15 protein-coding genes are annotated in these 22,822 nt (G+C 43.8%); 1 reads left to right on the top strand and 14 read right to left on the bottom strand.

The annotated features are described in order from the left end of the window. Nucleotides 1-3: 3 nt before the first annotated feature. The 8 genes from HMPREF0999_RS19055 to HMPREF0999_RS19020 all read right to left on the bottom strand — a co-directional run bounded on the left by HMPREF0999_RS19055 (nt 4) and on the right by HMPREF0999_RS19020 (nt 11,631). On the bottom strand, nt 4-1,728 hold the full coding sequence (locus tag HMPREF0999_RS19055) for an ATP-binding protein (RefSeq protein WP_009276661.1): 1,725 nt from the start codon (nt 1,726-1,728) through the stop codon (nt 4-6). 455 nt (nt 1,729-2,183) lie between these two features. Then, entirely contained in the window at nt 2,184-2,927 is a 744-nt protein-coding gene (locus tag HMPREF0999_RS19050; RefSeq protein ID WP_226769937.1) for a DUF4493 domain-containing protein, read from the bottom strand. Beyond that, entirely contained in the window at nt 2,917-5,100 is a 2,184-nt protein-coding gene (locus HMPREF0999_RS19045) for a DUF4493 domain-containing protein (protein ID WP_010185627.1), read from the bottom strand. Before HMPREF0999_RS19045 ends, HMPREF0999_RS19050 begins: the two co-directional genes overlap by 11 nt. A 5-nt stretch (nt 5,101-5,105) precedes the next feature. Further along, entirely contained in the window at nt 5,106-6,812 is a 1,707-nt protein-coding gene (locus HMPREF0999_RS19040; RefSeq protein ID WP_009276658.1) for a PCMD domain-containing protein, read from the bottom strand. Between the two features lie 6 nt (nt 6,813-6,818). Next, nucleotides 6,819-7,568, bottom strand: coding sequence for a hypothetical protein (locus HMPREF0999_RS19035; protein WP_009276657.1), 750 nt, complete (start codon nt 7,566-7,568; stop codon nt 6,819-6,821). A gap of 159 nt (nt 7,569-7,727) precedes the next feature. Next, nucleotides 7,728-9,527: a DUF4493 domain-containing protein gene (locus HMPREF0999_RS19030; protein WP_005860747.1), complete on the bottom strand. Its 1,800-nt coding sequence runs from the start codon at nt 9,525-9,527 to the stop codon at nt 7,728-7,730. A 1-nt stretch (nt 9,528) separates the two neighbouring features. Beyond that, entirely contained in the window at nt 9,529-10,815 is a 1,287-nt protein-coding gene (locus HMPREF0999_RS19025) for a DUF4493 domain-containing protein (protein WP_005860745.1), read from the bottom strand. 33 nt (nt 10,816-10,848) lie between these two features. Then, nucleotides 10,849-11,631, bottom strand: a complete 783-nt coding sequence (locus HMPREF0999_RS19020) for a DUF4493 domain-containing protein (RefSeq protein WP_005860743.1) — start codon at nt 11,629-11,631, stop codon at nt 10,849-10,851. A gap of 962 nt (nt 11,632-12,593) precedes the next feature. Between HMPREF0999_RS19020 and HMPREF0999_RS19015 the strand changes: the two genes are divergently transcribed. Beyond that, a complete protein-coding gene (locus tag HMPREF0999_RS19015) occupies nt 12,594-13,442 on the top strand; it encodes a helix-turn-helix domain-containing protein (protein ID WP_005860739.1) in 849 nt (282 codons plus the stop codon). 293 nt (nt 13,443-13,735) lie between these two features. On the opposite strand, the gene HMPREF0999_RS19010 is transcribed toward HMPREF0999_RS19015, so the two are convergent. The 6 genes from HMPREF0999_RS19010 to HMPREF0999_RS18985 all read right to left on the bottom strand — a co-directional run bounded on the left by HMPREF0999_RS19010 (nt 13,736) and on the right by HMPREF0999_RS18985 (nt 22,820). Continuing rightward, the gene (locus tag HMPREF0999_RS19010) at nt 13,736-15,274 is read right to left on the bottom strand and encodes a YifB family Mg chelatase-like AAA ATPase (protein WP_009276655.1); all 1,539 of its coding nucleotides are present in this window, start codon (nt 15,272-15,274) and stop codon (nt 13,736-13,738) included. Nucleotides 15,275-15,334: 60 nt separating this feature from the next. Next, nucleotides 15,335-16,435 carry a TlpA disulfide reductase family protein gene (locus HMPREF0999_RS19005; protein ID WP_009276654.1) on the bottom strand — a complete coding sequence of 367 codons (1,101 nt, stop codon included), beginning with the start codon at nt 16,433-16,435 and terminating at the stop codon, nt 15,335-15,337. Between the two features lie 189 nt (nt 16,436-16,624). Next, nucleotides 16,625-18,232, bottom strand: coding sequence for a phosphoenolpyruvate carboxykinase (ATP) (gene pckA, locus HMPREF0999_RS19000; RefSeq protein WP_005860732.1), 1,608 nt, complete (start codon nt 18,230-18,232; stop codon nt 16,625-16,627). A 414-nt stretch (nt 18,233-18,646) separates the two neighbouring features. Continuing rightward, on the bottom strand, nt 18,647-19,663 hold the full coding sequence (locus HMPREF0999_RS18995) for a 2-oxoacid:ferredoxin oxidoreductase subunit beta (protein ID WP_008781050.1): 1,017 nt from the start codon (nt 19,661-19,663) through the stop codon (nt 18,647-18,649). Between the two features lie 3 nt (nt 19,664-19,666). After that, nucleotides 19,667-21,520: a 2-oxoacid:acceptor oxidoreductase subunit alpha gene (locus HMPREF0999_RS18990; protein WP_009276653.1), complete on the bottom strand. Its 1,854-nt coding sequence runs from the start codon at nt 21,518-21,520 to the stop codon at nt 19,667-19,669. 88 nt (nt 21,521-21,608) lie between these two features. Further along, nucleotides 21,609-22,820 carry an alanine dehydrogenase gene (locus tag HMPREF0999_RS18985; protein WP_009276652.1) on the bottom strand — a complete coding sequence of 404 codons (1,212 nt, stop codon included), beginning with the start codon at nt 22,818-22,820 and terminating at the stop codon, nt 21,609-21,611. Nucleotides 22,821-22,822: the final 2 nt, after the last annotated feature.

Raw genomic sequence — 22,822 nt, 5'->3', positions numbered from 1 at the left:
ACATTAGAGATTAATAACTTCCCATGTCTTACAAACTTTTCCTGCCGCTATATACACCACATACGCTCGCATGCGGTAAGCGGGGAATTGCCGATTGATATCAGCGGCATATCTTCTCACCTGATCGGCATCTTCGGGACGAACGACCTTCAAGGCCTCTACCATGGTAGCGTCTTTCGCCTTGAAATACTTGAACTCCACCACCCGGCAATCGTTGTGGAAGGCGGTGCCCGATATGCCCGTCAATACCAGATCCGCACGGCCGCTTGGCAAGTTCTGCTCCACGGCGAAGGTATAGCAGTTGCTCAAGTAACGACTCAGTACCTCGTAGAAAGAGCAACGAATAAAGTTCTCGTTGATCTTGTCGAATACTTGCGCCGGGAACTGGCCGAGATATTCCTTGAAATAATTTTCCACAAGCGGCTCCAGCTTCCGATGATCCATAAACAGGCGATAAGCGGGAACAAAACAGCGAGCGTCATCGCTAATCTGATTCAACTCGTTGTAATAATTCATGTAGATGCTCTGAGCGGTCAAGTTGGGAAGCACCATCACATAATTATCTTTCAACGTTGTCATGCCCAAGTAATATAGACTGACGGGGTAAAAATCCGGATCGAAGAACTTCTGCTTATTGAACTTACTCCTAAGATCCGGTTGAGAGTAGATCAACTCGCCATCGATCACCAAGGCATCCAGCATCTCTTTCGCATTCTCCAAGGTGATGGTAAGGCGGCGGATCCAATTCACGTCCGTTCGAAGGTTCTCGTCCACCATCTCATCGGGGACACCACCGGACAGCTCGGCGAAGTTCTTGAAAAAATAAGTCAATATAGTGGAATTAAATAACGGATGCGCGTTGGGCAGAAAGCGATAGCCATCATAGTTGTTTACGATAAGCGTCCACAGCTCGTCGAAACGATCCTCATTATTGCCATATTTACGAATAACATAGCGCAGGTATTCGGCAGCCTCCTCATGATTGAAACCCAACATCTCCGTGAAGTCAGGCTTCAAGGTAAGAATTTCGGCGATATTATAGCCGCTCGTCAAGTCATCCATCGTAACAGGCAGCACACCCGTACAAAAGCAAGTACGGATACTTCCCTCGCCGATACCCGCCTTGATAGCCTTGAAGAAGGTACGCAAGAAGCTCTCGCCAGTGGTGACAGACTCGTAAAGCGGGTCCTTATAGGCCGTGAGCAATTGGTTGGTGAAATTATCGTACTCATCAATAAGGATATAAACCTTGGGCAAGCCGCGCATACGGACATAAGCCAACGCCTCCTCCAGCATCTTGGTGGCATTACCTCTCACAGAGAACTTAAAATCACCGAAAAGATCACGGTTATGCTCTACCATGATCTCCACGGGGGAACAATTCAGATCATTAAAATTCTGCTCTAACCCGTCCATCGTGCTATCCATCACCATCTTCGAGAAGTCGTAGCGGATAATCATGTATTGGTTATGCTCCGGCGTAGGATTGGTCCCGATCCAAGTCCCCCCAAAAAGTTCCTCAAAGCGATGAGACTTACTGCGATCGTAGTAATGGGCGAGCATAGAGACCAACAAGCTCTTACCAAAACGCCGCGGACGCAGAAACACCGGAGCCTTATACCGCTCCAAATAAGGGATAAACCGAGTTTTATCCACATAATAAAAGCCACGTTCGCGTATTTCAGCGAAATCAGCCACGGCATAGGGAATGGTTATCAGAGGTATCATAAGATCTTCCTTTCTTTTTGATGTATACTGACAAACTTAGATAAAAATCTCCAATTCTTATACCTGTTCGCTAAGAAATCTTCTTTTATCAAGAAAAGGTAAGGAATAATTTGCGAATAACGGTTGGGACACGAGGGATGGAAATTGTCCATATGCTTTAATACATATTTGCACCTAGGTGCATTGGCCAACGAAACTAAGATACTTGGCCAACACACTTAGTTTCGTTGAACGATACAGTTAAGATACTTTTTAATCCAAAAGGGGAGAAAAGTAACTGGATATGTTTTTGGATTTGCCTTTAAAGAGAGAGACTGTATATTTTAATGTACGCACGTACGTTTTATATTATATGTAAAGAACGACACCCCCCTTGTTTATAGCTTGTGAAGTGAATAACTAGCGGCTACCCCCAGTGGTAAGCTAACGGCTTGGGAAGCCGTTAGTTATTCATTTCATAAGCCATATTTAGCATTAACAATCAACCCTTTAGTCGCATAGCCATAAGAGATTTCATATATAGTTCCTGCCACTGGTGATTTGATCGTCTTTGAATTCGTTTTATTTTCACCATCGTTATTTGTGACACTTAAAATGTAAGTTACTTCACTCGAGGGGAAATAAGCGGTTTCTCCATTGGATATTTCTACGGATCGGTTTCCGAATTGTACGGTAAAATGATAATCCTTAAAGCGATCACTAAAACCTTCCGGGAGTTTTAAGGAAACACCGATATTCACCATCGGGACTTCTACATTCAGATAGTTTATTTTACCAGCGTCTATCTTAAAATTCTTTTCAGCATAAAAGGCTGCTCCACCAGTTTCTGTATCTACCCAATTGGGCATGTCTTTATACGCTAGGTTATAGGTTTTCAGCAGATAGCTTCCGGCAGGCAAATCCAGCTTAGCAGGCACTTTTCCCGGTTCATATTGTTGCCCGCTCATTAATTGACCGTTTTGCCAAATCTCCACATATAGATCATTCTCCACGGCCCGGGTAAAAACCGTATTGATATTTCCTACTTGAACAGAAAGATCTTCCAATATCAAAGTTCCCTTTCCTTGAGAAGAACTGACAAAGTCTTCTTTCTGGCAACTTGGCAAAAAGAAGAGAATCGATAAGATATAAACAAAGTGTCTCATTTTTCCATTTATTCTATACAGTAAATAAACACAACCCTCCTCATTATTTATCATAGATTAAAGAGAGATCATCAATATAAAGCATACTACCAATATGGGCATTCCAACTACCCATTACAGGAAATGTTATTCCCTTATTTTTATCAAAATCACCTTCTGAAAAAGAGGTCTTTGTCGTTGATAAAAATTGTACATAAATTGAAGTTGCCTCCTTCGGCTGATCAACGTACTCTATAGTAACAGTTGCTTCTGCCCAGCCTTCATTCGAAGTAGAAGAAATAAATGTTCCGGAACCGACAAATTCTTCTCCATTTTTCAACTCCACATAAGCCTTGAATGTGTCGGTATTCTTTGGCACATAGTTATAATAAAATTTTAACGCTGATGGACGTGAGGAAAAAGCATGTCCTGGAGTAATAGATTCTGTCTTATCATTCCAACTATATTTTCCAATAAATAGACTACCTGCGAAAGCCCCTGCTGGATAAATTGTACCATTTGTGGAAGCATACTCTCCTCCATGACCCGATGTATAGATTAATGCGGAATAAGAACCTGTATGCCTAATATTTTCCGAAGAACTAACACAAGGGCTAGATGTTACATGAACACGAGATACTGAATAGGCTCTAGAACGCTCATTATTCGTAGTCCAAAAAATATCAGTTTCTCCTTCCTTATAAGGCAAATAATCGTAATAATAATATTTATTCCAGAAGTCAGGAATACCAACAAATGAACCAAGCAGCTTTACTTGCCACTCCTCCATCCCAGAATTCGGCAACTGCACCGGATTCTCTAGCTCCACATCAATAGCATCCGTCATAACCACATCACGATAAACCGCTCTCACTTGATATGATCTATTTTGGGGATGTTCATTGAATAACACTTTCATATCTTGAATGTCTTTCCAAGTATCATCACCTCCGGACTTTTCTTTATACTGATATTTCAACTTAGACTTGATAACCTCCGGATCTCCTGTAGTAACGGTCAGTTCATCAATCGTAAACTCTTTCGTCCAGATATTTCCGGGTTGAACAGATACTGCCATTTCCGGCTTATTACACCTCAACGTATAAACCCGGCTTGGGTTTTCTTGCCCTTTAATCTCCTCACTACTCCAGCGATTATTCGCTCTCACATCTACTTCAATCTTATTTTCTACTGTCGTACCCGCATCTGTTCGCAACTTAGCGACAATGGAAGTCAAATCTAAAGAGGCTTTATCTACACCAATCTCAGGCAATACAATGCCTAACACATTTTCCATTTCCGCTTTATCTGCCGGAACAGATAAAAGATAGTCCTTATCATTCAAGCTTGAAAATTGCGGATCACCAAAAGTAAATTTCAGCTTCAAGTCTTGCAGTGCTGAAGCCGTATTTAAATTCAATATTGCCGTTTTAGTCTCTGTCTCAGCAAAGGAAAGTATATTATTCTCAAATCCTTCCGCCTCAACTTTCGGCTTAGGCAACCAATCCATCGGGATATCGCTCGTTATTGTCTCCTTTTTAATTTCAACTTTAGCGACATCCAACAATAAATCATCCGATAACTTCAATGTCAGTTTAACATGATGTCCGGCTTTCAATACCGAAGGCAAATCCTTATGTTTTAACTCCTCGGAAAAATCCTTACCGCTCACCTTTGTTCCCTCAAAATAAAAGGCAACCTGTTTCTCTGCTTGAAAATAGGCACTTTTCTTACTATCAGAAGTCAATTTACAAGAGGACTTCCCAACAACTACTTTCACCCAATAAGAAGAGAAGATTTTCTTCAACTCCGTATCAGTGGGGAAAGAGGCAGAAGCCAACGCATTGGCCACCTTGCAACTCAAGGTAATTTTCTTCTGCTCGCCCTCCTTAATCACCACATTAGTAGTGTCGCCTAAATAATAGGGCGCATCCAACGCTAAAACCGGATTATCTCCATAGGAAGCAGATATCGTATAAGTACCGGCCGAAGCAGGTATCGTCTGGCTGGTATAATTACCATCAAACAACGGAGAGGAATCCCCGTTCTTCACGACCTTAAGCTTAAACTGATCCGCTAGTGGCTTTCCCAATTCCGCTGGCGTACTTTTCGTCTCAATGGCAACACCCATATCCTGCAAGGATACCTGAAAGCCGGCGGTTTTATCCATTATTTCTTCCTCCTGACAGGCCATCATGAGAAATAATGAGAATATACAACAACAAAATTTATCAATCTGCTTCATCATATTATTTAGTCGTATATAAGTTCGAAATCATCTACATATAACACACTACCGTCTCCCCCGGTAAAATAATCGCCATACTTGCTGGCACTTGCCACGATGATAAGGTGCATATCGCCGGGCTTTTCCTGCGTCTTATACTCTAGATTAATGGTAAACTCCTTCCATGCCCCATTCGTAGATACACATTCCTTTACAGGAACCTCTCCATAAGCAATGATATTATTATCCCCCTTGAAATCAATAAAGGTATCAGTATCGGTATTATCTACCGTATATTGCTTTTTAGCCAAGGCGATATAGATAGAGCAAACATCCATATCTCCTTTTGAAAGCGTCCCCGCAGGCTGATTATCTCCTATATGAGTTACCGCAACCGGAGCGTATTGGAAAAAGCCATGCAATGCGAACGGGCGCGAAGCGAACGACCTTCCGAATTTGATCTTCGCACCATTCATTCCAACCAAACTGCCAAAAGATCCGGTATACAGGCTCGCAGCGGCAAATTTCACCTTAAACTGCGATTTCAACTCGGCAGATTTTCCACCCGGCGTATGCACAACCGTTGAATTTCCTTGAGTCGGGTTGATATTGACCACAGCCCCCAATCCAGTTGTCGTACCCGGATTGCTCGTATCCCAAAATGAATGACCCGCCTCACCGGCATACCATGTTTTCCCATCTTGATGCCACAGATCGAAATTACCATTATATAATGGTGTGGCAGTCTCTGTCGTGAAGGTAGACTCGCCCAACACGCTTCCCGAGGCATCCACCAGTCGGCATTGATAAGCCGTGGCGGGCTGCAATCCCTCGATCTTCGCAGAAACCTTCGAACCGTTTGCCTTCGCGGAAACCATGTTCCAAGAAGTCTCTCCCTGTTTCACATACTCAAACGAACAATTAGCCTCCGTTGCTTTCCCCTCCACAAACGCATACTTGCTCCATGTATTCACGGAAAGATCTCCGGCTGAAGGCTGCGAGCCTCCCTCCTCATCGGTCAGGCGGACATATACCGTCCATATTGTCCCCTTATTGGGCTCGCTCCAGGGATACTGAACCAAAAACTTCTGTGGAGAGGTGAAATCTTTCACGGTAGTAGGATTTGGCGTCACCTCGCCATAGGCTCCACCCAAAGCCAAAGAGGTTATAGAGATATTCTTCAGATTCTCTCCTTTCCCTACATAAATAATCACTCGATTATCCAGTTCGTCAATAGAATAGTCTATCATACCCTTGGCCTCGACCTTCCGGTCTATGATTTGCTTCACCTTTACTTGCCATACATAATCTTGATAGGTTTTTATAGTAAAATTGACCGGTTTGGTAAAATCGACCCTCGTATTGGATGACATAGGAATACTATCCAATGAGGCGAATCCGGCAAACGGGAATTTATTAGGATTAGCACAGAGAGTCGAATCAACCAAAACCTGCGCATTCCTTGGATTCACCACCAAACGAGTAAGTTTCAATCTAGAAATATCAGCAGAATCGTTTACATACAGTAATATGGTCTTTGCCGAAGCATCAATTAATGCCGCATCATCCGAAGAGCCTTCAGCCGGACGCTGTCCCTCCACACGAATGTCCGTGATACCCGCATTGACGATCGGATAGGGTATATCATTCTCTATCGCACAGGAAACCAGCACGAAGAAAACAAAAAGGCAAAAGCGACAGGTCACTTTATATATATCATTGATTATTCGCATATCCAATTACAAATAGAAAGTCATACCTATGTTAATGGAAAAAAGATTGATCTTGAAATTACCGGACGATGTACGGCTCGAACCCTGCTCCACTTGGTTGGTTGTCTGATCGATCCACTTGAAATCGAAACCCATCACACCGACCGACACCTCCACGGCGCTCCAATCGGTGATAAAGGCAGCCAGTCCGGGGGCGAAACCAATCTGTAGGTTCTGTACCTTCTGGTAAGTACCATCATAATTAACCCCCGAGCCTGTGGAATTCTTGCCCGTACCGTAGCCATAGGTCACACGAGCCTCGTTGAAGAGACCGAATATCTTGCTCTTCCCTATCGGGATATAGGTGCGCAGGAAACCGGATGTCTCATATTTATGCTCCAGATAATAGAGGTCCTTGAACGAGATGGTAATGTCGCCCAAATTGGCATCCACATTCCCTAGATCCAAATAGTTCCTACGGTAAGCGAAGCGAACACCGGCCGAGATATTATCCCGGAAGAAATAGCCCACGTACGGACTTATCGCAAAATTATAGCCATTCCCTTCCAAATCCTTTATAACAAGAAAGTTCAAGTTACTCTCGTCATGCTCGGAATACGATACGGCACCTCCGGCCATCCATGTTCCTTTCGGGATGAACACAGCCTCCTGTACCTCTCGGTCGATGCGCTTGATGGTGCGTTTACCGCGTTGTGCATTTACGGTACCGGTCACTATTGCTAATAACAGCAATAAGGTAAATAGTTTTCTACTCATTCAAATAATTCGCTCTATTGTTATTGCCATTTTCTAGTTCTATCCTTTATATTGCCACAAAGATATTTAAAATCTACTTAGCAAGGAAGATATCCTTACTTGCCAAATAGATTTATAGTAAAAACTTATTGTTCCCTACATAGACTTTCAGCCTATGGTTTATTTCCACATTGTAGGCTCGTCATCGTAAATGAGTGAAAAATCATCGAGATACATTATGCTGCCATCGCCTCCGGTGAAATAGTCGCCATACTTGCTGGACGAGCAGACCACAATGATATGGGTCGGTTTCTCCGTCAGATTCTTATATTTCAAGAGGATATTGAACTCCTTCCATTGTCCGTTGGTACTTACGCATTCCGACACAGGCACCTCACCATAGGCGATAATGTTCGCATCATTCTCAAAATCGATCGCAGTTTCTGCCATTTTGGTATTATCTATAGTATATTGCTTTTTAGACATCGCTATATAAATAGAACAAACATCAGGATCTCCTTTTTCAACAACTGCGTCAGCCGGAAGATTATCCCCTACATGAGTTACATTTACCGGAGCGTATTGGAACCAGCCCTTTAATGCTGTTGGACGAGAAGCGAACGGCTGACCAAAATTGATCTTAGCACCATTCATACCAACCAGCCCACCAAAAGATCCGGTATACAGGCTCGCCGCTGCGAATTTCACCTTAAACTGGGATTTCAACTCCGCAGATTTTCCGCCCGATGTATGCACAACCGCTGAACTACCTTGGGTAGGATTGATATTCACTATGGCTCCCAACCCCGTTGTCGTACCCGGGTTACTCGTATCCCAGAATGATTTACCGGATTCCCCAGCATACCATGTCTTTCCATTCTGATACCATAAATCAAAATTAGCATTATATAATGCGATAGCCGCCTCCGTAGTAAACTCTACGATTTCGCTTGCCACCTCTTCCGTATCCTTATAGATAAAACGGTATTGATATTTTGTTGCAGGAGTCAAGCCCGTAATCCTTACCGAATAGGTATCGTTTTCACCTACGGTCAGATACGCAACCGGAGTCCAAGCCTCGTCTGTTGCCAGTTTATATTCCATCGCCAACTTGCTTTGATCCAAGACACCTGCCTTTGAAAGCACCTTCCCCTCCAAGTAAGCAAATGAACTCCAAGCGTTCGCCGCACTTGCCGATAGAGTTGTCTTAGCGGTCAGAGGCACACCTATGGTGAAATTATAGGTCTTGATTGTTCCGTCCAAAGTAATATCAATACTGGTAGAACCATTTGGCGAGTCAGCCACTTTATACATCAAGCGAACATTATCTCGAGCTTTTACCGCACGAACGGTATCTTTCTTAGAATGTAGTGTACCCTTTTGATTCGTTACGCTCGTTGAGATAATCAACGACTTCTCGGGAACTGGGAAATAGGCCTTTGCTGTCTCGTTCTTACCTAACTCAAAGGTAAGGCGGGTTCCAGTTTGGTCTGCCGAATCAGCCACAACAATGGTCGCAGACTTAAAGCTTTTCTTGAACAGCTCGTCAAATTCAACAGTCACCAAGACATTCGCCAATGTACAGATAACTTCGGCCGTCACATCCTTTCCTGCCATAACCTCTACCTCAGCTGATCCCACATAATAGGGCTTATCAAACTCGGCAGCTTTACCATCGAAGCCATTTGAAGAGGCTTTCACCACGTATTTACCCGTAGGCAAGGAAAATCGCTCTCCATCCCACGCCGTATAGTCATCCGTTTCCTTAACAACACCTCCTTGATCATTCAAGATTTGTACCGCCAACTGTTTGGGATTATAAACAACCTCCTCACTTCCCGCTTTGGTGGCTGTGGAATTATTGGTCGTTATATCCATACTTAAATAACCGGTATTTTTCATGGATGTATCATCCTCGGCCTGGCAAGCGACCAAACCTAATACCAACACAAAAAATAAAAGTGTATATATTGTCTTCATATTATTCAGCCACTTTTACACTTAATTTATCTTTTACGACTTTACCATCATTATCTTCCACCGTAATATTAAATACGTGTCCTTCTGGATCTGTTGTAACACCTCCACCAGTACTTGGATCTAGCAACAAACTAAAAAAGGCATGTACCGGAAATTCATAGCTCTTTTCTCCACCAACAGGTAAAGTTACACCCATTGACGTCAACGTCTCTCCTAAAGCTTCATTTCCTATCAATTTAAACTCTTCACCAAATAGATCTTTAACTATTGACGCAAAAAGCTCATTTCCTCCCTTTATCGCGACAGTGATATTTTTCAAGCCGGCAGGAGTTGATATAATAACATTTGCATTTTTTTGTTCATCAGCGGGCAACGTATAAAGAGCTTGCGGTATCGTGATTGTCGGATCATCACCCGTCACCGGTGGTGTCGGAGGTTCAGGATTCTCTTCGCCACTATCACCTTCCACTTCTATATCAATATTCTCATTTGTCTCTTGGTTAAAACCGTTAACCGTGATGGTGATACCGGTTTTATTGAGATCCACTTCTTTTCCGGGAGCCAACGAGATCGCCAAACCATCTCCTCCTACAAAATAGGGGCTGTCGCTTTCTACAAAATCAGCACTTTCCTTCTTCGTTAATGTCTGATTTATAATAACTTCTTCACTCGTTTCCTTCACTATAGCTGTTCCCGACACATAAATCTTATCTGTCTCAGCAGCCATTTTCCAATAAATCGGAGTTGGGTTTGGATTTTCTTGCGTATAAATATCTGAATGACCGCACTTGTCATCCACCGTAATAGACCATTTGCTATAATAGTTTATAAACTCGGAGGTAAAATCCATCGCAATTTTGACATTCTGGATCTTACATTTCACCGTAGCGGTTTTTTCCACACTAGGCATTATCTCTGCTTTTTCTACACCTCCATAATAAGGATCGTACATCTTTTCGGCAAACTCTCCCGGCGAATGCGCCTCTATCTCATAATTTCCTTTCGGCAACTCAATCACACCATTCGCATTTTCTTCTTTAAACTTAGCAAACGACTCATAGTTTTTAGTAAGATCAAAATCCATCGCCTTGATCACGAGCGGAAAATCTTCTTTCTGATCAGTTGCTCCTTTCGTTGCTAAAGAAGCAGAGGAACCTGCGCTCACGTCAAGTGTCAAATAGCCAGTTTCCTTTGGGATCTCTTTCCCGAAAATCTCCTCTTTCATCTCACACGACATCAAGCCGGAAAACAAAACCGTGCTCAACATCCATATATTGATCGCTTTCATATTCTAATCTCTTATTATTACTGTTATATATATTTATACCCAATCCCCCGGAATAACGATATCTACCGGATGATCAACCGTAGTCTCCTCAATTGTAATCGAAATTCCTAAATTGCCATTGTTGACTACTGGTTTCAAAGTAAGTTTCAAAGCATCCGCTGGACTTAACGTATAGGTCTTAACCGTCCCTTCTGCTTTTACATTCTCTTTCTTAGTCAAGCTTACCGTAACCTGGACCTTTTCCTGATTACCTACCTTAAAATACATCGGACCGACTGTCGCCTTTGCCCAAACAAAAGAAGAGGGTTTCTGCGCCTCTGTCTCAATCTTCAAGGAATAGTCGGAGAAATACTCATCCATCTTCGGATCGAACACAACATTAATTCGAGCTGAGCTGGGCTTACATATTACAGGAGCTGTCACCTCCTTTCCCTCCTTCACTTCAAAAGCAGCTTCGCCAGAAAAATACAACACATCGGAAGAAACCGGTTTATCTTCACCCGTAAAGGCTTTCAACACATAGTTACCAACATTCAAAGAATATTTCTCTTCCAAATTCTTATACAAATCATTAATAATAAGATTCTCCTCTTGCCCGGATTTAAACACTTGCACAGTATAATTGTTCACATCCTTATACTCACTCTCATCCACGGCTTTTGTTTGAAAACCGACCTCCGGTGCCAGATCTATTTTCACGAAACCTTTGCCCTTCGGAATATCCAAATTATCCACTTCAGAGCTACAGCTACCCAACATCAAACAACAGCCCAGTAAGCAGGCCATTCCCATAGATGTAAAATTCTTTTTCCTCATATAAATGCTTTTTTCAATTACTTCAATTCGTATAGATCCATTCGATCCCAATTTGGATGCAAAAGAATATATTTCACAAAGATCCTACAAGGTCTATTTGTCTTATTACCTATTCCTTTTTTTAGATTCCATACCTCACCCCTACACATACAGAGCCATTTATAAAGAGTGGCCATGTTCTATTTTTACAACCCATTGTTCCTTTTATTAGAAACCGTGCCTAAACAAAATGCGCTCAGACAAGAGCCGCCCCTAGAGAAAGCAAGATTACAAGATAGTCGCTTCGATGGAAGAAAAAAGGATTTGACAAAATGGCAATTTGTAATCTCAACCTCTTGAGTATCGATTATTTCGGGGCAAAGTACTACTTACTTCCAAATTCATAAGAGAAAATCAGCAATTATTTGAATGATAGCCATATATCAAAAAACGACATTTTGTTCTAGCAAAAATAATTCATCGTAATTCATATTATGGGGAGTGAGAGAGGGAAAAAACAGTCTTACAATAGGGTTATAACAGTATAAGAATGCCTATTCACGACTACTTACACCCCTATTCACGACTACTCACGATGCCCAACGGCAGTATAGGCATTGCCCAATGCTGCCTATTGCATACATATTCGCCGTCTAACGTGTACCGAAAACGTTACTTTTTAACATAAAAGGCCACTTATCTTCCTGATTCTTTCGCTATTTTGATAGGTCAAGGAAATACCCCTGTCACAATATACATCCAAATTCAATCAAAACGAAACAGAAAAGATAATTCTAATGGCAACTACTTCCTTCGACAAGAAACCATACCAGTCCAGCCCAAACACCCAAGCGACTCCGAAAAGCCTCCGGAATACCGCAAGTTTCAGACGCTCGTATAATTTTCCTTCCACAAGACACGGCAAATCTTTAAAAATGCCTACTTTTGTCAAACGTTCCCGATAAGTGAATAATTAAACAAACATGGAAAATGACATTCCCAAAATAGACCTGCCTCAAGATTGGGTGATCGGGAAGCTTTCGATCGAAGATATAGGCCTGCTGAATCTGTATGCGAATTACCCATGCCGATTGAAAGCGGGGATTTTCGTGCTATGCCTAGGAGGAGAGATCGAGGCATCCATCAACTTAACGCAACTCAAGGTAGAACCCGGAAGCTTCATCACCATCATGCCCGGATCAATCCTGCAGATCCATAGGGCAGACGGGGACCTACAGATCTATTTCATGGGATTCTCATCTGATTTCCTCAGCCAAGCGAACTCCAGCAAAGCTGTCATAGACATGCATTATATCGTGAAAGACAATCCGGTGTATAAGCTAAAAGAGAAAGCCCAGCCTCTTATGAAAGATTATTTTGAGTTATTACTCAAAACATACGAGTTTTACGCCACGAAAATAAATCGCGGGATTACCAACCATTTGTTTACCGGTATGCTGATGGGGATCAGCAGCATGTATAAAGACCAGACGGAAGACCTGTCAATGCTCTCCAAAGCAGAGCTAATCAGTAAGAATTTCACTCAACTAGTAATGCAAAACTATACCATGCAACGATCCGTTGCATGGTATGCCAAGCGGCTTGGCATCACGCAAGCACACCTAAGTACGATCGTCAAACAAAGTACGGGAAAAACTTGTATAGAGATTATCACCTCGATGGTTATCATGGACGCAAAGGCACAACTAAAATCGACGAACCTTACCATCCACGATATCGCCTATACACTGAATTTCACTAATATGTCCTTCTTCGGAAAGTATTTTAAACGCCATGTAGGTATGAGTCCGCAAGAATACCGCAATTCCTAAACAACCCTAAAAAAGTAAGCTAGCTTACTTTTAAAGACCTTCTGCTCGGATATCTTTTCTTGACTGGCATACAGCACGTTAAATCATTCACAAAAGGCTTCCCAAGTGATTAGTTATTCACTTCCCAAGCCGTAAGCTGACCACCAGGTATAGCCATCAGTTGTTCACTCGACAAGCCGTCAGTTATTCACTTCAACAGCCATAAATAGCGCAATTTCCAACTAATATAAAGATAGTTTTTTCAGCTTAGTAACTGCACTATTATGGTTAATAGATGTATTCTAAGTGCAATCTCACATCCCCCAATTCTCCCTATCCAAACTCCTATACTGTATCGCCTCCGCCAAATGCCGGACTTCGATATGTTCCGAATTATCCAAGTCGGCTATCGTGCGGGAGACTTTCAGGATACGGTCATAGGCACGGGCGGAGAGGCAGAGACGTTGCATGGCGGTTTTGAGGATGGAGAGGCCGGAAGCGTCGGGAACGGCGTACTGATGGAGTAGCTTGGAGTTCATCTGGGCATTACAATAAATACCCTCATAAGCGGCAAAACGCCTTTCCTGGATCGCACGGGCTTTTATGACCCGCTCACGGATAGCGATACTAGGCTCTGAGGGCTGTTGCTCGGAAATCTTCTCGAAAGGGACAGGGACAATCTCTATCTGGATATCGATACGATCGAGTAATGGGCCGGAAATGCGGTTCATATATTTCTGGACGGCTCCGGGAGAACAGAGACAAGGACGGTCCGGATGGTTGTAGTAGCCGCAGGGACAAGGATTCATGGAGGCCACAAGCATAAAGCCAGCTGGATATTCCACCGTGAAACGGGCACGGGAGATATTGATCACTCGATCTTCCAATGGCTGCCGCATGACTTCCAAGACACTCCTGTTAAATTCCGGCAACTCATCCAAAAAAAGGACACCATTGTGAGCCAAGCTGATCTCTCCCGGCTGCGGGAAAGTGCCACCTCCTACCATAGCGACATTAGAGATCGTATGATGGGGAGAGCGAAAAGGACGTTGTACCATCAAGGAGGTGCCACCTCCTATCTTACCGGCTACGGAATGGATTTTAGTTGTTTCCAAGGACTCATGCAAGGTAAAGGGAGGCAAGATCGTAGGGAGACGTTTCGCCAACATGGACTTGCCACTTCCGGGAGGACCTACCATGATCAGATTATGTCCGCCGGCTGCGGCCACCTCCATCGCACGCTTCACGTTCTCTTGTCCCCGGACATCGGAGAAATCGCAATCAAACAATTGCTGGCGGTCGTAAAACTCCTTACGGGTATCAATGACCGTAGGCCGCAATGTAGGTTTCCCCTCCATAAACTCCAGCACCTCTTTGATATTCGAAGCTCCATACACTTCCAGATCGTTCACCACCGCAGCCTCACAAGCGTTTTGCTTGGGTAAGATAAAGCCCTTAAAGCCTTCTTCCCTAGCCTTAATAGCGATAGGCAATGCCCCTTTTATCGGTTGGAGGCTCCCATCCATAGAAAGCTCGCCCATCAATACGAATTTGGATAAGTTGGATGAATCTATCTGCTCTGCCGCCGCCAGAATACCGATCGCCAAAGGCAGATCATAAGAAGACCCTTCCTTACGGATATCTGCGGGGGCCATATTAATAACGATACGATTGCGGGGGAATTTATAACCACATACTTGAAGAGCCGAGATAATGCGTTCATGGCTCTCACGAACGGCCACGTCCGGAAGACCGACTAAAAAGAATTGGATACCTTTGGAACAGTTCACTTCTACGGTAACGACCGTAGCGGAAATCCCCTGCACGGCAGCGGCATAAGATTTTACTAACATAGTTAAGAATTTTGAGTTACTAATTACAAATTAAAACCGGAACCTCCTGTTTTCAATCGCTCAGTCTTCGAACAAGTTTTCCAGTGTTTGCTTGATCTCGATTCCATTCTCTGTTTTCATCAAGATCTTATGATCCTCATCTATCAAGAAACAGCGTGGCAATACGCTTACGTTATACAGATCTATCAACATAGCCGCTTGTCCGGCCGAATCTGTTACCAAGTTCCACGCTATACTATCCTTCTTCAGTACATCCCGGACATTATCCGGATTATCGTCCAAGCTAACCAAAAGAATGTCCAACTGATCTTTCGGATATTTCATCGCTACCTTATCCAGATATAGATCCTCTGTCTGGCACATATCACACCAAGGAGCGGTAAACGTCAGCAATAAATATTTCTGCGGGAAAGAATCCAAACTTACCGTATTCCCATAAATATTCCTTACGGAGAAATCTGGGGCTTCCGCACCCAAAGCCGTACGTTTCGCACGGGCGCTATATTGCTCCAGCTCCTTCACCAGATAAAAGTCTTTCAACCTTGGATTCAATAACGCCAACAACTCATCAATTTTACGAGTATCATCGGGATCTGAGAAAAAAGATTGAATCAAGACAACGGATGCCTCTTCATCCGGGTTCTCTTTCACGTACCGGATCGCTTCCTCGCTCAATTGCATATTAACATTCGCCAAACGAGCGGCGATATCCGTCTCCTCGATCGTATCGTTCAAATCCTTGCTATTTAAAGAATTTGATAAATTTGTCAATTCCGTCAATAAAGGAGCGATTTTTTTCTTAAAAGCGGTCAACTTATCATTTGTCCGTCCCCCCTTTACCTGCAATAGCAATGGAGAGTTAGCGTCGCCCGTGATTTTTACGGTTTCTCCCGGTTCCAGATAAGCCGTAACCCAATGCTCTTTATCTGCAAAGAAAATAGTCACACAATGGAAACCCGCTTCATTTTGATCGATCTGGAACTGCCCGGGTTTCGTACAAGCCACGGTATCAACCACTTTATAATTATCCTTCTCAAATACAGCATATACGGTTTGACCTTCCAGATTAGAAAGTTCCCCTTCAATCCGATAGACATAATCCTTGCCACAAGATGACAAACAAATTATAAAGCCAATAATAAGTGCCAGTTTTTTTATCATTACTCCTTTTTAAGCTCTTCTTATAACAGATAATCCGGTCTAAAGGTAGGAATATTTTTTTTAACTACTTTACATTTATAATAAAATTAACGTAGTTATCATAAAAAAAGCGCAGAATTAGTAATTCCACGCTTTTTTATAAAGATATTTTTAAACCTTGACCTTTTTTGATCAAGGTTTTTTAAGCAATTATAACTGAGGACCAGCAGCAACCAATGCCTTACCAGCTTCGTTGCCCGTGAACTTAGCAAAGTTCTTCTGGAAGCGAGCAGCCAAATCCTTCGCTTTCTCATCCCATTGAGCAGGATCAGCATAGGTATCGCGAGGATCTAAGATCTTCGGATCTACGCCCGGTAATGCAGTCGGAACCTCGAAGTCGAAATACGGGATCTTCTTTGTCGGAGCCTCATTGATAGAACCATCAAGGATAGCGTCGATGATACCTCTTGTATCTTTGATAGAGATACGTTTGCCGCTACCGTTCCAACCTGTGTTCACCAAGTAAGCCTTAGCGCCAGTCATTTCCATCTTCTTAACCAACTCTTCGCCGTATTTTGTCGGGTGCAATGACAAGAAAGCAGCACCGAAACAAGCGGAGAATGTAGGAGTCGGTTCCGTGATACCACGCTCTGTACCTGCTAATTTAGCGGTAAATCCAGACAAGAAGTAGTATTGAGTTTGCTCCGGAGTCAAGATAGATACTGGAGGCAATACACCAAATGCGTCAGCAGACAAGAAGATAACTTGTTTTGCGTGCGGGCCTTTAGAAACCGGCTTAACGATGTTCTCGATGTGATAGATCGGATAAGAAACACGAGTGTTCTCTGTAACTGACTTATCAGCGAAATCGATCTTACCATCAGCGGCAACTGTTACGTTCTCAAGAAGAGCGTCACGTTTGATAGCGTTGTAGATATCCGGCTCGCTCTCTTTATCCAAGTTGATAACCTTAGCGTAGCAACCACCCTCGTAGTTGAATACACCTTCGTTATCCCATCCGTGCTCATCGTCACCGATCAACAAACGTTTCGGGTCCGTAGACAAAGTAGTCTTACCAGTACCAGACAAACCGAAGAAGATAGCTGAGCTCTTGCCCTCTTTATCCGTGTTAGCGGAGCAGTGCATAGAAGCGATACCACGCAACGGGTTCAAGTAGTTCATGATAGAGAAGATACCCTTCTTCATCTCACCACCGTACCAAGTATTCAAGATAACTTGCTCTTTAGTCTTCAAGTTGAAAACAGTAGCAGTCTCAGAGTTCAAGCCTAATTCTTTGTAGTTGTCAACTTTAGCCTTAGCAGCGTTGAAAGAAACGAAATCAGGTTCGCCGTAGTTAGCCAATTCCTCAGCTGTCGGACGGATGAACATATTAGTTACGAAGTGAGCTTGCCAAGCAACCTCCATGATGAAACGTACTTTCAAACGAGTAGCCTCGTTAGCGCCACAGAATGTATCGACAACGAACAAACGTTTGCCAGACAATTCTTTTACGGCTTTAGCCTTCAAGTCTGCCCAAGCGGCCTCAGAACAAGGCTTGTTATCATTCTTATATTCATCAGAAGTCCACCATACAGAATCTTCGCTGGCTTCATTCTTTACGAAAAATTTATCTTTAGGAGAACGACCTGTATAAATACCAGTCATCACGTTTACAGCACCTAGCTCAGTTACTTGGCCTTTCTCGAAGCCTTCCAAACTCGGTTTAGTTTCTTCTGCGAACAGAACATCATAAGACGGATTGTGAACGATTTCTTTCACATCAACAATTCCGTACTTGCTTAAATCTAAATTAGCCATCTTGAATTTAATTTAAATGATTGACTTTATATAACTTTTCTCTCTACTCTAGTTCGATACGGTGAGGCTTTCCGACCTTTTGGAGCTTGCTGCGACTCCACCTTGTTAACCGCGGTACAAAAGTAATATTTTTTTTTATCGTACACAGCTTATTAAGGAAATTTTTCAGTAATAATTACTCTTTTCCATGCAATTAACAAAACCCTTAGTCTATTTGTAATATGGAGTTTACAAATCATATACTTTTAGCTAGCATCTCAACTATTTCCGAAGTTGTCATCATAGGTATTCGCTTTTATTGTGACTGAAACAAAGATATATACTTTTTTCCGCACAAACAAATCCAGCGTATAAATATAAGAAAGGCGCAGGATAAATATCTTGCGCCTTCTCTTATATCCAATCAGAAATATATTACTTTACCTCCCAAATCTCACCTTTCATCAAAAGGTCGTGTAATTTACGTGTAGGATTCTTCGCTTGTACCTCCTCGATTTGCTGGTGGACAGCCTCATCATAGGTCGGTCCCTCCACATCTCGTATTACGCCTAACGCAATTGGCATATCACCGCTCATCATGGCAAGCATCATATGCAAGGTGTTATCCTTCTCATGGGCGTCGTGTACCAATACGTCATCCATCGTATAACCATCTTGTCCGATCGTTACGGATTTCAGTTTTAGGCCATCTAGCACAAGACCTTTATCCATGTTAGCGCCATAAACCATTTTCTCGCCATGGCGAAGGAAAATCGTACGATCCGCACGGTATTCCTTGTCTACGATACCTTTATGGATACCGTCATTAAAGATCACACAATTCACTAATACCTCCGTAACGGAAGCGCCTTTATGACGGGCGGAAGCCGTCAATACCTCGGTCGTATTCTTCAAATCCACGTCAATCGTACGGGCGAAGAAATTACCACGGGCACCCAACGCCAACTCGGCCGGGATAAACGGATCTTCCACCGTCCCATAAGGAGAACTCTTGGATACGAAACCACGGTCGGATGTCGGGGAGTACTGTCCCTTCGTCAAACCATAGATCTTATTGTTGAAAAGAACGATATTCAAATCGATATTACGACGGACAGCGTGGATAAAATGATTACCGCCGATAGCCAAGCAGTCGCCATCACCCGTAATCAACCATACGCTCAAGTCCGGGCGAGCCGTCTTTACGCCGGTAGCGATAGCCGCTCCACGACCATGGATCGTATGGAAGCCATACGTATTCATATAATAAGGTAAGCGGGAAGAACAGCCGATACCTGAGATAACTGCCATATTGTGAGGAGCCACTCCTACCTCGGCCATAGCCTTATGCAGGCAATTCAGTACCGCATGGTCGCCACAACCCGGGCACCAACGTACGTACTGGTCGCTTTTATAATCTTTCGGTTGAAATTTAGTTTCTTCTGTTGTCATCTTTTAAACCTCCAATATTTTAGTGAATTCCTCAACTAATCTCGCAACGACAAAAGGTTGTCCCTTTACACGATTGAAGCGATACGGGTTAAATCCGGGTACCTTTCCACGTAAATAGTTAGCGAACTGGCCGTTATTTTGCTCAGCCACCACCACTTTCTTATACTTAGAAAGAACCTCAGCCGTATTCTTAGGCAGCGGGTTGATAAACTTGAAGTGAGCGAAAGCCACCTTCTTGCCATTCTCTTGCATCGTCTCCATCGTCTCGTAAAGGTGTCCGTAGGTTCCACCCCAACCAACAATCAATAAATCAGCGTCCTCATCTCCGATCACTTCCAGTTCGGGGATATAGTCGGCGATCTTATCGATCTTAGCCTGACGGGTCGTCACCATCTTCTGGTGGTTAGCCGGATCGGTAGAGATCGCACTCGTCTCGTAGTCTTTCTCCAGACCGCCCAGACGATGAGCGAAACCTTCCGTTCCCGGAATCGCCCAGTAACGAACCAAGCTTTCCTTGTTACGACGATACGCCTTCCAGACTTTCTCGTCTTGATAATTAGCTACGTAATTCGGCTTAATCTCCGGATATTTATCCATTTCCGGAATTCTCCAAGCGGAAGAACCGTTAGCGATAAAGGCATCGGTCAACAAGATAACCGGAGTCATATGCTCCACGGCCAACTTACCCGCCCAAAATGCGGCATCAAAACAATCAGTCGGCGTAGAGGCCGCTATTACCACGGCAGGGCTCTCACCATTACGGCCATACAGAGCCTGCATCAAGTCCGTTTGCTCGCTCTTCGTCGGCAAGCCCGTAGAAGGACCGCCACGCTGAACATCGATAATCACCAAAGGCAACTCGGCGATTACAGCCAAACCGATCGCCTCGCTCTTCAAGGCAAGCCCCGGTCCGGAAGTAGATGTAGCCGCCAAGCAACCGGCGAAACTAGCTCCGATAGAAGTACAGATACCGGCGATCTCATCCTCGGCCTGAACCGTGATAACGCCTAAATCCTTACGTTTAGATAATTCATGTAAAATATCAGTAGCCGGAGTGATCGGGTAACTACCCAAGAACAACTGCAAACCAGCCTTCTCGGCAGCGGCTATCAAACCATAGGAAGTAGCCTTATTACCATTCACGTCCGTATAGAATCCAGGCTCGGCTTTCTTACTCTCGATACGATACGTAGAAACTGAGGCATGGATGTTATTACCATAATTATAACCGTCCGTCAAAGCCTTGATATTAGCTTGGGCGATAACCGGTTTCTTAGCGAACTTATTCTGCAACATGTGCATAGCCTCCTCCAGTGGACGCTCGAACAACCAGCAAACAAGTCCTAAGGCGAACATATTCTTACAGCGAAGAGCCGATTTATTGTCCAAACCAAACTCAACCAATCCGTCTTTTACCATCGTAGAGATCGGAGCGGCAACAACCTGCACGCCAGTCAATCCCAGCTCAGTAAACGGATCATCGGTCGTAAACAAGGCCTTATCCAAATCACTTTTCTTGAAAGAGTCCGTGTCGATTAAAACAATCGCATTGGGTTTTAGGTGTTTTACGTTCACCTTCAGCGCGGCGGGATTCATGGCCACCAATACGTCGGCCTTATCACCGGGTGTGAAGATCTTGCGCGATCCCAAGTGCACTTGGAATCCAGATACACCACTTAGTGTTCCTTGTGGAGCACGTACTTCTGCCGGATAGTCTGGGAATGTAGAAATCTCGTTCCCGAAAACCGCGGACAGGTTTGAAAAGATTGTACCGGTTAACTGCATACCATCTCCCGAGTCTCCCGAGAAACGAATTACAACCTTCTCCAGCGTCTTAACTTTTGTCTGTTCTGCCATAATATACTTTATTAGCTTTATCGCTTATTGGTATTTAGATCGTCCGCAAAGTAAAGCATAAACTTTGCGAGTTCAAAACTTTTCCGCATCAAAAAGCAGAGAGGTATAGATCAAGATTATTAGATGATAGATTAAAATGGTTAGACACATAACTATTCACTGTCTTCCCATAATACATATATACTCCCGCCCTAAAGCCCTTATCCGATTTGATCATTCCTTGCACGGAACCGGCGTCGCCCAACGACAATAATAAAGGTACGAATATATTACTATAAGCCATCGAGGTAGTACGAGCCACCCGGTTGCTGATATTCAGTTTACAATAATGTAATACCCCATATTGCTCGAACACCGCAGGATCTTCCCTCGACAAGCAGCAAGTCGTCTCAAAGCAACCGCCTTGGCTTACCCTCAGATCGATCACCAAAGCTCCCTTTTTCATCGTACGCACCAAGTCCGTAGCGATAATATAGCGATGTCTCGTATTAATATAACGCATCGCCCCGATCACCACGTCAGCGCTACGAAACGCATTATGCAGCACATTCGGATGGAACGTGGAAGTAAAAAGCCCTTGCCCCAAGACCTGTTGTATTATACGCAATTTATTGATATCATCATCGAATACTTTCACGGATGCTCCCAAGGCCAACGCGGCACGCGCGGCCACGGTCCCGGCGTTTCCGGCCCCGATAATCACCACTTCTGTAGGGGATACGCCCGGGATACCGCCTAATAAGATCCCTTTACCTCCTTGGGTATTGCTCAACAGCTCGGAAGCGATCGTTATGGAAGCCGCCCCCTCGATCTCGGAAGTGACATTCAGCACCGGGAAACGATTATATTCATCCGCCATCAACTCATAAGAGATAGCGGTAATCCGTTTCGCCATCATCAACTCGAAAGCCTCTTGAGCGAATAAATTAAACTGCACCAATGAGAAAACGGTCGTGCGAGGTCTCATAAGTGCGATTTCCACCGGCAACGGAGGCAATATCTTCAAGATCAGATCCGCTTGGAAAACTTCTGCGGGCGTATCGACGATCTCCGCCCCCGCCTCCGAGAAATGATTATCGGAATAGTTGATACCTAATCCGGCGCCACTTTCCACCAGCACCCGGTGACCGCAATCGGTCAGCATATCCACCGCCTCCGGAGTTAACGGCAAACGTTTTTCCGCCTCGCATTGTTCACGAGGAATACCGATGAGCAAACGGTTATTCACCTTGCTGATCTCTTTCAATAATTCCTGCGGGATATAGGCCCCCTGTGCCTGCCGGCCGTCGTTCGCTTCCATAT

Origin of the sequence: Parabacteroides sp. D25, from assembly GCF_000307475.1 — a bacterium.
Taxonomy (GTDB): Bacteria; Bacteroidota; Bacteroidia; order Bacteroidales; family Tannerellaceae; genus Parabacteroides; species Parabacteroides distasonis.
This window is presented reverse-complemented; position numbering and strand designations above follow the sequence as displayed.